The organism is Mucilaginibacter terrenus, from assembly GCF_003432065.1.
Classification (GTDB): Bacteria; Bacteroidota; Bacteroidia; order Sphingobacteriales; family Sphingobacteriaceae; genus Mucilaginibacter; species Mucilaginibacter terrenus.
Genome location: NZ_QWDE01000003.1, coordinates 55,195 through 68,523 on the forward strand (window position 1 = coordinate 55,195; position 13,329 = coordinate 68,523).

Below are 13,329 nucleotides of genomic sequence, written 5' to 3' on the forward strand. Positions count from 1 at the left end.
CTACTTGCTTATTATAACCATTCTGCCTTCGTAAGTTACCGTTATAAAAGCTTCACCCTTGCTGGTTTTGATCTTTTGCGGAGCTGTGCATTCCTCAAAGTTAAACAGTGGATTGACCCAATACTCCGGCTGTGAAAACTGCTTATCAGCCTTATTGTAATGCGCTGTCACCAAACCTAGGGCATCGTACTTACCTTCGTAAGGCACTACGCCCCAGAAGTTACCGTTTAATAACACTTCTCCGGTTTTATCTAAAGAAGTGATAGAGCGAATGGGTGCCTGCTGATACATATAGGGCAACTCTGCAGCAGTTTTAGCATGCATTACATCGCTAATAAAAACACTACTAAACTGGTTAGCAATGAGTTTCGAATTCTCAGTGAGCTTGTCCTTAAATACCTCATCTGTGGTTTTATCAGCCATTTTTTGAAAGCTTAGAAATTCTTTTTTCAAGTATGGCAGTTCCTGTTCCAGATCGTTCTTCGGTCGGAAAGGATAGTACTTTTCCTTATAGAAGTAAGATATAAGCAAATCATTTCTGCCATCGGCGTCCACATCATCGTTGTAAGCATATACCGGGTGATCTGGAGTTACATTGTACTTGCTGTTGGCGCCCCAGTTACCACCAATGAAATCCATCTTGCCATCGCCGTCAATATCTGCAATAGCAGCACTTTGCCACCACCCCTTCATACCATCCAGCAAAGCAGATGAGAACTTCACCAGCTTTTTGTTCTTATTTAAGAATATTTGAACAGGGTTCCACTCAGAAGATACCACAATGTCCTGGCTACCGTTCTTATCCACGTCAGCAGCTGTAATACTAGTTATATAAGGGATACGTGTAAGTTCCGGATAGTCATTCTTTCCTGCAGGTGTAAAGCTTCCGTCTCCTTTACTTAACAACACAGCCGATTGTGCGGGCATGTTGTAATTATAAAAAGGTACTGCAGATGTAAGCAACAGGTCCTGCCTTCCATCGCCATTAAAGTCGTAGACAAATATTTTTGATACTAGCTGCTCTACTAACGGAAGTGCCTTATACTCAAATTTAAAGTTCCCCCGGTTGATGTATAAACGGGGCTGCATACGTTTGCCCGCTTCGGCAAAGGGGTGGTTAGCGCTAAGCACTACCAGGTCTGGCAAGCCATCGCCGTTCACGTCTGTCCATTCTGCCTGAGTATCGCCGTAAGCTTTGTGTGCGTTGAAGGCATCAACCATTACCTTAGTAAAGCCGCCTGTTTTATTGCCGCTTAAAATATACTTCTCCTCTCCTGCTATACTGCCGGTATAAATATCATCGTAGCCATCGTTATTTACGTCTGCCACTGCAACAGCGGGTGTATGTGGCAGGTAAGCATGAGGTATCAGGCCATAATAGTTGAAATCAGGCGTCTCAAAGGGGGCAACCATAGCTACTGTGGCTGCTTTCACCGGTTTAAAGGTGAACTGTGCATTACCTTTTATAAAACTATCTGTTACGGAAGCGATATCTGAGGGAGGAAAAACCGAGGTGGTATTGTACCTGATAGTTACTTTTTTATTCAGGTTAAAGCTTTTAATTACCTGATGATTGTTATTGGGCCACACAATAAGCATTTCAACAGGTTTGTCGCCCGGTGCAAAGGTAAAAGTGACATTATCGCCCTGTGTGCTTTCGTATGCGGTACTGGTTTGTATCTCCTGGTGATCTATACCTTTAGCGGTTCGCAGGAAAAGTTTGGTGCCGATACCATCCTGGTTTTGTTCGGTAAAGTGAACGCTGACGTTAAGATACGCTGGCTTTTTGTCCTTTGCGTTTTCCATAGTCATGTTCTGATAAATAAATGCCGGAACATCCATATTATTGGTCACCATATCCAGGTCTCCGTCATTGTCCAGATCTATCGCTACTGCGCCGGACGATATTGAAGTATCGCGCATGTTATTACCTTCAGATATATCGGTAAATTTCAATTTATCGCTGCCGTGATACAGGTAGTTATGTACCTGCCCATTGGGCATCAGGTTTATCTTTTCTCTGTCAAAGAAACGACTGGTCTTAAAATCTTTTACTACGTTGGGATCACCCAGGTACTTAAGGTAATCCATGTCGTTTAAACGTTTTTTTATGCCGTTGCTAAAAAACATGTCCTTATGGCCGTCCATATCAAAATCCTGCACAAGCGGCGACCATGTCCAATCCGTAGCAGATACCCCCGAGTACAAGCTTAAGTCTACGAACTTAGTACCATTGCCAACATTTAGCTGCAGGCAGTTTTTAGAATATTGGTAATAATACCCGGCACTTACTTCCTGGTTATAAATGTCTAACGGCTCATCGTTAATGGTAGATTTTAGCACCTTCATATCCTCCGGCAGCATGTCGGTACTTATCACATCCAGATGCCCGTCTTTATTAACATCTGCCAAGGTATTCCCCATCGAGAATAAACTGGCGTGCCCAAACGCGCTCTTCATCTCTTCTTTAAAGGTGCCGTTCTTTTGATTTACGTAGTAATAGTCTTGTTCAAAAAAGTCGTTACTTACGTATATGTCGTCCCAGCCATCGTTGTTCAGATCGCCAACGCTTAAGCCAAGGCCATAACCTATCGGTGCCGAATAGATACCTGACCCGTCCGTAACATCTGTGAACCTCCCATTGTCGTTCCTGAACAGGTGATCGCCGGCATCGTGATTGGTTTTAACTCTGAGTGTAGAGTCGCCGTAAGTATCGTTGCTGTGTACCGATGAAGTAAGCAGGAACATATCCAGGTCGCCATCTTTATCATAATCTAAAAAGCTTGCCTGGGTGCTAAATCCTGAAAAGTCTAACCCGTACTTCGCAGCAGATTCCGTAAAAGTAAGATCGTGATTATTGATGTATAGCTGGTTCTTACCTTTAAATCCTTTGTAGTTTGATACAACGCAAACGTAAATATCTTTCCAGCCGTCACCGTTGATATCTACAACGGTAACGCCGGTCTTCCAGTTGCCTTTACCTTGCAAGCCGGCTCTATTTGTAATATCTTCAAATTTTAAATTGCCTTTATTAAGATATAGTTTGTTATTTTCCTGGTTAGAAGAAAAGTAAAGGTCGGGGAGTCCGTCATTATTAAAATCAGCCGAAGCTACTCCGGCACCATTATAAAAGTAGAGGTAGTCCAGTATGTTTACAGAATCGGTAGCAATGTTGCGATTTACAAAATCAACATGGCTGTCTTCTGTAGGTACCAGCCGAAATATCCCGTCGCCCGGCTTTTTCTTCTCGCATGAATTAAATAAGGCTATCCCAACCAGAACAGCCAGAAAAATCAGGGTGAAGCTTTTGTAAGTAGTAGTCCTAGGCATGGCAGCTTAACGTAATTTATAGGCTTTAAGCTTATCATCGTTTAAACCAAAAAGGAAATTCTTCTCGCCCCTGCTGTTCTTTATCATGATTGATGACCGCACCTGACCGGAAAGATCCATCCCACTTTGCGATGGCGAAATATACGTAAATCCGCTTTTACTGTACTTATAAATTTGTCCGTGGCTGGCATCTAAACGGCCTACTTCAGGCTTAAAGCCATAAAAGTTTCCGCCCAGTATGATAGCAGGTATACCGCTCTTGTCAATATCATCACAAAGAATGGTGTTCACACTAGAAAGCTGGGCGTTATAAGGCAAAGGTGTAGCTGTAAATTTTTTGCCATCGTTAAAGAATACTGTAGATGCCAGGTAATTCATTTCATGAACTTCGGCACCTTGCAGGTCTTCATCTGTAAAAATCTCATTAAATGGCTTACCGGCATAATCGGTGTACTTCAAGTACTTCTTTTTCAGTAACGGCATTTGCCCAACCAGGTCAGGCTTCATATGGAACACATAGTTTACGTGATCGCTTTTGTAAACTGAGGTGATGCACTCTTTGGTACCGTTGTTATCAAAGTCCTTTACGTACACCTTCATAGGTTCCTCTATCGAGGCTTTGAATTTTATGTTAAGGCCAATGTTACCTGCAACAATGTCGGGCTTGCCATCGCCATTTACATCGGCAACCTGCAAACTGCTCCACCAGCCTTTGTATCTGTCAAGTTGTTTATCCGCAGTAAAGCTACCTTTGTTGTTCTTAAATATCTTTATACCCATCCAGTTGCCCGCAACCACCAGATCAGGGTACCCATTACCATCTATATCTGCCCACTGTGCAGCCGTTACCATCCCCAATTTGGTGTCGGCACCTAATACCTTTGATGAAACATCCGTAAAGCGCCCAGTACCATCGTTATGGAAAACATATGATTTTGGATGAGCACCGTATGTTCCGGGTACACTCCTGCCGCCAACAAATAGATCAGGGTGGCCGTCTTTATCATAATCGCAGGCCATTATAACCGACGCGTTTACCGCGGCCGGTATCATCTTTTGCCGGTTTAGACGCAGATTACCTTTACCGTTATTTTCGTAGAACCGGGGAAAGTAGACAGGTGTGCCGGCCTCATCCTCATTCCCTCCTACCCCTATAATCAGGTCCTGATCTCCGTCGCCGTCAAAATCTCCAAAGGCGGCACCAGCATTTTCCAGGTAGCTTTGCCTGCCAAGGTCATCGGGTATATACTGTTTGAATTTGCCTGTAGGCTGCTGCACGTAAATTGCTGCCGGACTATCCTTTGAAGAACCAAAATAAAAATCCTCCAGGCCGTCGTTATTTATATCACCTTTGGCCATGTAGGGGTTTTCGGTCGACAGCATCTGGAGCATCAAACGTTCGTTGTCGAAATCGATAAATCCATTTTCCGTATGTTTAGGTACCGAATCGAAGAGTGCTTTCTCGTCGGCCACCATTAAGGTTTTAACCGGCTTTTTTGAATAGTTGTACTGTAAAGCAGCGTTCTTAATATTGTATGTAAGTACTCTATTAACTGCTACATTTTTATCCACCTGATATTTACCTCCAGGCCAAATTACTTGCACTGAATCGATTTTCCGCACTTTACCGAGCCCTATGGTAATCAAATTGGGCGAAGTGCTGCTCTGAAACCCGCGGGTAGGCTGCTGGTAATAAACTATCGACTGGTCTTTTGCAAATACTTTTACTGTCGCGCCAACTCCAAACCGGTTAAATTGGTGGCCTTGCAACTTTAATTGTATGAAGTTGTTTTTTAAACGTTCGGCGTTGTTTTTATAGATATAAAGTGGGGAGTTTACATTATTAACAATTAAATCATTATCGCCATCGCCATCCAGATCGCCGTAAGCTGCGCCATTACTAAAAGACGGTTTGTCAAGGCCGAATGCGGCCGTTTTGTTGGCAAATGTTAGGTTATGGTTGTTGCTGAAAGCGTAGTTCTCCAGAGGAGTTGATATCATTTTGTTGGTGAAATCTTTGTAGTCGAACTTCTTTTTCTCGGCTATTTTATCCATGTTCTCCCGATTGCCCAAAAACTCAATGTAATCCTGGTCGGTAAGGTCTTTGTAAATGCCATTAGAGACAAAAATGTCCTTCCAGCCATCATTGTCCATATCGAAGAACAACGCACCCCAACTCCAGTCGGTAGCTGCTACCGCGGCATTAAAAGCAATTTCGGAAAATGTACCATCACCATTGTTCAGTTGCAAGCAATTTTGCATGTACTGGTTAAAGTAGCCATCATGTTGCTTAAGTTTAATCACGTCGAAAGACTCAAACGAGGTCATCTGCTTAAGCCGCTTGTCACCCTCCGGCAACATTTCGGTTGTGAAAATATCCAGGTTACCATCGTTATTTATATCAGCAATGTCCGAGCCCATAGAGGCGAGGCTTAAATGCCCGGTTTCGTTCTGTATATCTTCCTTGTAAGTACCGTTCTTTTGGTTGATGTATAAATAATCTCTCTCAAAAAAGTCGTTAGATACGTATATATCAGGGTAACCATCGTTGTTTACATCAGCTACAGAAACTCCTAAGCCAAACCCTATATCACTAGAAAATATACCTGCATCTTTGGTAACATTGGTGAAGTGGCTATTATCATTCCGGTACAAATGGGCACCACCAAGCGGGTCAACAACGGCCCGTAAATTTTTACTGAAGTCAAAAGATTCTATCGGCCTGAAAGAATTGTTTAATACAAAACAGTCGAGATCGCCGTCGTTATCATAATCAAAAAATATCGCCTGGGTAGACAACCCGTTATCAACTAAGCCATACTTTTCAGCCTCTTCTTTGAATGTGCCGTTGTGTTGATTTATAAAAAGCTCGTTTCCCTTTCTATCTATAATGTTACCGCTGTGGCAAACATAAATATCCAGCCAACCGTCGCCGTTAATGTCTACCATGGTTACACCTGTGCTCCAGTACTTTGTTCCTTTTACACCAGCTTTGTTAGTGATATCTTCAAACTTCCAGTTGCCTTTGTTAAGATAAAGTTGGTTGCCGCCCTGATTGGATGTGAGGTATACGTCGTTTAAACCGTCATTGTTAATATCGCCAATAGCTACACCGCCTCCATTGTAATAGTTACGGAAGGTAAACACGTTGGTCTTGTCCTGCTCATTGAGTTGATTAATAAAGTTTACGCCCAGCGAACTATTATCTTGTAAGGTAAACAAGGGACTATCAACGCCATTTTTGTGGCATGAAAGGATAACAAAGGTGCAAAAAAAAGCTACAATCAGGGGTATTCTCTTAAACATCACACGTTCAGAAAAAACAAACGTAGCGAATTTTACTTCGCTACGTTCAAAATCAAATATAACTAATTGGAAACTGTTTTAGTTATTAGTAACCTGGGTTTTGTTTCAGGTTAGGGTTAGTATCAACAGCACGCTGTGGTATTGGGTACAAAGTACGTGTCTTATCGGTTGCGTTAGGGCGCTGATCTACCGGATCGTTAAATTTCTCGAAACGGATAAGGTCGTTCCTTCTCCAACCTTCCCAGTACAACTCACGGCCGCGTTCTGCTAGCATTGCAGTAAGATCTACATTTGCCAAAGGTGTAGCACCACGAGGAGTACGTATAGCATTTACAATAGTTAAAGCAGTTTGACCATTTGGATCAGTTCCGCCGCGCAGGATCGCTTCTGCTTTCTCAAGTAATACATCAGCATAACGTAAAATCACATAGTCATTTGCTGAGTTATCATCGTTAACTGTGTTGTTTGCAGATGGCTGCGGGAAGTATTTAAATACACGGATACCCTGTGCTTCTGTAGAGAAGTTAAGATTAACCTCCGGTGTAAAAACAAGTGGTTTACCGCTGCGTTGTGTCAACGCCTTTCCACCTGGGCCAAATTGCTGACCTACGGCAAAACCTGCACGCAAACCAATTTTGTCTGTTAAGCCCGGATATGCAACACCACGGCGCTCGTCAGTTGCTTCAAACGAATTGTAGAAATCAGCAAGCGTTGTAAACCCATTCCAGCCATCTGGTGTTTGGTTGTAATGCAAGCCCATTCTCCAACGGTTCTTTGCTGAAGCAGGTGCTGATGTTGTGGTGTTGTTAAACCCAAAGATGTTGCCGTGAGATTGCTCAGTGTTATCCCAGGCAAAATCCTGAAAATACTTACCGGCAGGCTCAAGCGTATAACCCGCTGCTGTAACTTTATTAGCATACTCAATAACCTTATCCATATCTGCCTTAGCAAATGTGAACGGCCCACCTACTGTAGATGAAGTATACACAGCCTTGTTTAGATAAACTTTGGCGAGTAATGCCTGAGCTGCCGCCTTGTTAGCAACGCCAATATTGGCAGATGTAGCAGGTAAATTAGCTTCAGCAAACTCCAGATCCTTAATAATGAACGCGGTTGCTTCTGCACGGTTCATTACTTTAGGGATATCTGATGTTGGCGCATTAGGGTCGCGGAATGGCTGTTGGCCATACAAGTCTACTACCTGGAACATAAAGTAAGCGCGAAGAAAACTTGCCTGACCTTTTATGTTCGGATCTGTAGCTTTGTCTACAACCTGTGTTGCACGAAATACACCAATATTTAACTGATCCCACGTATCGTTCACCTGGTTGTGTGTAGGTGTCCATGTATGGGTGTGCAGTTTACGCCAGGTACCAAAGTCACCCCAGTCCGTACCGCGGGTTGGTCCCATCATTTCGTCTGTTGGATGCTCTTGCAGTGCGTAAGTATTTGCCTGGTCAGTCTGTCCGTATAATTGTGAATAAACACCACCCAGATCTGTTGATCCGGCAGCACCATCTGGTACTAAAGACTTCGAGCCATATAGCTTCTCGTCCAGTTTTGCGCAACCCGCGGCGGCTAAACAAACCAAACCGCAAATAGCTGCCTTTGAGATAATATTTTTAGTTTTCATAATGTTAGAAACTTGCGTTTAAGCCTAATGTGAATATGCGCGCTTTAGGGTATGATGTATAATCAATTCCTCTTGATGCTACGTCGTTCCTTTGTTTATCTGTGTTAATTTCAGGATCCAAACCGCTGTAGTTGGTAATCAGGAATAGGTTTTGGCCAGTTACTGATACACGAAGGGTTTTGATCTTGCTTTCTTTCAGCGGGAAAGTATAACCAACACTTGCGTTGCTTAACCTCAAGAAATCACCTTTTTCCAGGAAGCGAGTTGAAACCTCACCTGAGTTTAACGGATTCTCGTTAGTTGCAGCTACATCTCTGGTTACGTTACGACCGCTAACAAGGTTGCCTTTGTAGAAGAATGCATTTGCTGTGTTGTTGTATACATAGAAACCGGTTGCAGCATTCAGGAAGAAGCTCAGTGTCCAGTTCTTGTAAGCAAAGTTGTTTGTTAAACCTGCGGTGAATTTAGGGTTAGGGCTTCCCTGTAATGAAGAAACGTCTAATCCCTGCGGGTATATACCGAAGCCGTTTGCATCAAGTCCAGCGTAATTAGGAACGTTAAAGGTGTAAAGTGGAACACCATTGGTGATTAGCTGTGCATAAGCACCTGAAAGACCCTGACCATCAATATTACCTGTTACGATATAGTTCTTGAAATTTTCAAGCGTGTTTTTAATGAAGGTCATGTTGTAAGATATATCCCAGGTAAAGTCTTTACCCTGGATAGCAGAATAGTTCAAGCCAACTTCGACACCTTCGTTGATTACGTTACCATCAAGGTTTCTGTAAATTCTTGAAGAAAGAGCAGGTTGTGCAATATCCTGGAAGAACAACAAATCAGATACAGATTTGTGGAAATAATCAACAGATCCGTTTAAGCGACCTTTAAGGATAGCAAAATCAATACCGGCGCCGTAGCTTGTATTTGCCTGCCATTTCAAGTCAGGGTTTGGCAAATATTGTTGCGGATTAGAGTTACCGTTGTAATTAATCTGCCTGATTGCAAGTGATGCATAAGATGGAATCTCCTGGTTACCAGTTTTACCATAGTTTAACCTAAGGCTCAGGTCATCAAAGAAACCACCTTTAGGCATGAATGACTCGTTACTGATGCGCCATTTAGCAGCTAAGGCCGGGAAGTTACCATACTTGTGGTTAGGACCAAAGCGGGTTGAACCGTCACGACGGATAGTACCTGTCAAGATGTAACGATCTTTATAAGAGTAGTTAACACGTGCAAAGTATGATTGCAGCCTGTAGCTTGAGCTATCACCTACCGGGTAAGCCAGGTGAGTTTTAAAATCATCATAATCTTTAACTAATACACCTGGTTGAGATGTACCAAAACCAAATTCGTTGCGGTTAAAGTTTTTGAATGTTTGGTAAGAGTAACCTACCAACGCAGTTAACGAGCTGTTGTCTTTCCATTTTTTATCATAGTTAAGGGTATGCTCTGTTGTATAGTTAGTTAACTCATTGTACTGATAGATAGCTGTACCATTGCCTGTTGGAGATGGGAAGTTTTGTTCCCTGATACCTATTGCATCAGTATAGCCTACCACTTTTGGATCATAGAAAGTTTTACGTAAACCCCTTGATATATCAGCTCCAAAGTTGCCTTTGTAAGATAGGCCTTCAAATAATCTTAATGTAAGTGTAAGGTTATTTAAGTACCTGTTGATATTGTCTCTGTCATCAATTTGGTCTAATAACGATACCGGGTTACGGAAGCTGTTGCCATTTGGATAACCATCAGCATTGTAACCATTAAGGTTAAAATAACGGCCCTGATCATCAAATACAGGCGCAGTTGGGTTAAGTTGGATAGCTGCACCAATCAAGCTACCGTTAAAGCCTGCGTTGTTTGTGATAGGCGCAAACTGGTCTTTCACATTAGAGTAAGTTGATTGCAGATCGAATTTTAAACGCTCATGAAAGAAAGACTGTGAAGCGTTAATACGAGCATTTAAACGCTTTAAAGCAGAATTCTTAACAGTTCCTTGTTGGTTATCATAACCTAACGACGCACGATAGTTGCCTGTATTGCTTGCACCACCAAAGCCAAGGTTATAGTTCTGTGATACCGCGCTACGGAATATTTGATCTTGCCAATCAGTGTTACCGCCGTAATCTACACCACCAGCGGCAACTGTACCTGCGTTAGCACCTACACTAGCAACTGCTGCAAGAAACTCATCGCGGTTTAGCACATCATAACGCTTAGCTGTTGAAGCAACGCTTGTAGTGGCTGAAAATTGAATGCCCTGACCTTTACGACCTTTACGAGTTGTAATTAAAATTACACCATTTGCACCACGAGCACCGTAAATAGCTGCTGAAGACGCATCTTTCAATACCGAAATGTTCTCAATATCCGAAGGATTGATGAATGCAAGTGGGTTACGTGCAGATGAGTTACCAGCACCAACGCCATAACCGCCGCTTGTACCGCCGTTATCCAACGGAATTCCATCAACTACGTACAATGGGTTATCGTTAGCACGAATAGAACCCGCACCCCTTATGTTGATTGTAGCACCTGCACCTGGCTCACCGCTTGATGGAGTTACTTGTACACCTGCTATACGGCCCTGTAATAATTGGTCTGGAGTAGCGATAACGCCCTTGTTAAAATCCTTAGGACTTAATGTTGCAACAGATCCGGTTGCATCCTTAACGCGCTGTGTACCGTAACCTATTACTACAACCTCATTAAGGGAAGTACTTGTAGATTCAAGGCTTACAGCTATTGATGTTTGACCATCAATACTAACGGTTGCTTGCTTGTAGCCGATGTAAGAAAAAGTTAATGATGTAGTGCTTGCCGGTACTGATAATCGGAAAGTACCATCTACACTGGTTAAGGTGCCGCTGCCGCCGGCAGCGCCTACAGATACCCCTATCAAAGGCGACCCGTCCTTTTTGTCGGTTACTTTACCTGTTACCACCTTATTTTGAGCAAACGCAGGCTCAAAAAAGAGGCAGGTGAAAGCAAAAAAACATAGTGTGAGTAAGTGTTTAAATTGCATACTGTGTGGTTTAATTAGATTGGTTATATAAGCTTTTATGCAGAATCTTTTTACTGTCAAATGCAATGCATATCATATAGTGCACTACTAAATGTACAATAAAACAAATCCTGAACGTTGTTTAAAAATTGGTTTATACGGCTAAAATGCCATTTGTGTAATGTACATCAACACCTCTCATTTGCTGAACTACCTTTACACCTATACAAATATGTGTGTACTAATTGTTAATCCCTACTCAATTACATCATTTTAAAAAAAATATAGAGTATATAAAGTTTAAATTACTTTAAATCAGAAGCTTAATTATTAAATACATGTAAAAAATATAATCGTTTTTAGACTTCAATTAGGCTACCAAACCTCTAATAACTTAAATAGATCACTTAAATTTCAACCTGTTAATTACTCAACCATATCCACAGCCTTGATATCCATTATGTGTTGTTCAAATTGCTCAGGATTTTTAGACTTTGCTTTAATACGCATTTTGTACACGTATATAGTATTTACAGAGTACTCAAGTATTTTGGCTATGGTTTCGTTATCGTTAATCCCCATGCGGATAAGTGCAAAAATTCTAAGATCAGTATTAAGCACTTCATTTTCCTGCGGCCAAATCTGATCTTTTTCAGCAAATTGAGAATTAAACACCGACACAAAATTCGGGAATATTTTTAGGAAGATATGGTCAAAGCTATGATATAACACCTGACGTTCATTCTTGATGTTAATATTGTTGATTATGGTTCTGATATCTTCGTACTTTTTTATAGATAACTTAGTATCTACCGACATTTTTAGCTTTTCTAACTTCAAAATATACCCTGAAATAATTTTGAAGAACTGTCCTATATATTCTTCTTTGATGTGTGCATCTTCTGTTAGCTGGTAATTTACCTGCTTCAACTGCACATTCTTATCTTCGATTATTTTTTCTTTATGTTTAAGCTTGGCTAGTTGCTTGTAAATCATTATCAGGAAAAGTATAACCAACGATGCTAATGCGGTTATAGCCAATAACAACATTAATATTCTCTGCTTTTCATGTTCCGAATGATCCAACTCTTCAGCAGCTACCAGCGGCAAAATTGCACCTATCTGTATCTTTCGTTGCCGGGCACCATAGAAGTCTGCATCTGCTTTAGCAAGTTTTACAAAAGCATACGCGTCTTTGGTATTACCTACTTTGTAAAGTTGTTCGGCAAGCGTAAACAAGGCTACTGTCTCTTTAGTAGACGACTTTATATCAGCAATAGCAGAGCGTATCAGCAAACTAATTGCTTCATCTCGCCGGTTGATATTTAGGTAAGATATCGCTAACGAGCAATTTACCATTGCCCTCAAGTGCATTGATATAGGTTTACCGGAACTCAGCAAAAGTTTCAATTCGTTGTCGTGCGTTAGCGGTGCGCCGGATTGCGCACTTTTAAGCCCCGAAAAGTGGTACCAATCTACACTGCCTTTTTTAGTGAGCATTATAGCTGAGTCGATAAAGGCGTTACTGGCCTTCATATACCCTTGCATAAAATATTTATCGTTGTTATACTTAGCCAGATCACTATTACACCGATACATAATAAAATAGTACTCCATTTTGGCGCTATCACTTAACAGTTTTGGATTTACTTTACTCATGCAGTCGAAAGTTTCCTTGAACATTCCGGACGAAAGCAAAATAAATCCAAGTTTAATCTCGCTGTAATAAGCGCGGGCCATGTCATTCATTTGCACGCTCAAGTTCTTCAGCTTGTTTACATACACGTAAGCAGAGTCGTACTGGTAAGACTTGTACTCATCATAAAGCTTAAGGCAAAGATCGTACTGACGGGTGTAATTAGTAGAGGCAGTGGCAACACGTAATTGCTTTAGCTGCTGTATACGCTGGCGTTTTGCACCATCATAAACATCTTTTTTGCTTATTTCTGATTTGAGCTCCTCAAGCAAGCTTGCATTGTCTGCCGAGAATACAGGCAGGGTAAAGCATACTAAAAAGATTGATAGTAAAAGTAACTTCATAAATGGCTATGAC

General features: G+C 41.7%; 5 protein-coding genes. All 5 read right to left on the reverse strand.

The genetic code is table 11. The annotated features are described in order from the left end of the window. On the reverse strand, window positions 1-3,330 hold the full coding sequence (locus tag DYU05_RS15605; protein WP_117384081.1) for an FG-GAP repeat domain-containing protein: 3,330 nt from the start codon (window positions 3,328-3,330) through the stop codon (window positions 1-3). Between the two features lie 6 nt (window positions 3,331-3,336). Continuing rightward, the gene (locus DYU05_RS15610) at window positions 3,337-6,552 is read right to left on the reverse strand and encodes a VCBS repeat-containing protein (protein WP_165852092.1); all 3,216 of its coding nucleotides are present in this window, start codon (window positions 6,550-6,552) and stop codon (window positions 3,337-3,339) included. 169 nt (window positions 6,553-6,721) lie between these two features. Next, window positions 6,722-8,269, reverse strand: coding sequence for a RagB/SusD family nutrient uptake outer membrane protein (locus DYU05_RS15615; protein ID WP_117384083.1), 1,548 nt, complete (start codon window positions 8,267-8,269; stop codon window positions 6,722-6,724). Between the two features lie 4 nt (window positions 8,270-8,273). Then, window positions 8,274-11,297, reverse strand: a complete 3,024-nt coding sequence (locus DYU05_RS15620) for a SusC/RagA family TonB-linked outer membrane protein (RefSeq protein ID WP_117384084.1) — start codon at window positions 11,295-11,297, stop codon at window positions 8,274-8,276. Window positions 11,298-11,702: 405 nt separating this feature from the next. After that, window positions 11,703-13,316, reverse strand: a complete 1,614-nt coding sequence (locus tag DYU05_RS15625) for a DUF6377 domain-containing protein (protein ID WP_117384085.1) — start codon at window positions 13,314-13,316, stop codon at window positions 11,703-11,705. Window positions 13,317-13,329: the final 13 nt, after the last annotated feature.

What these genes read in the sequence shown, in the direction of transcription:
- DYU05_RS15620 (WP_117384084.1), bottom strand. Translation starts at nt 11,297, where the DNA reads ATGCAATTTAAACACTTACTCACACTATGTTTTTTTGCTTTCACCTGC.
- DYU05_RS15615 (WP_117384083.1), bottom strand. Translation starts at nt 8,269, where the DNA reads ATGAAAACTAAAAATATTATCTCAAAGGCAGCTATTTGCGGTTTGGTT.
- DYU05_RS15625 (WP_117384085.1), bottom strand. Translation starts at nt 13,316, where the DNA reads ATGAAGTTACTTTTACTATCAATCTTTTTAGTATGCTTTACCCTGCCT.
- DYU05_RS15605 (WP_117384081.1), bottom strand. Translation starts at nt 3,330, where the DNA reads ATGCCTAGGACTACTACTTACAAAAGCTTCACCCTGATTTTTCTGGCT.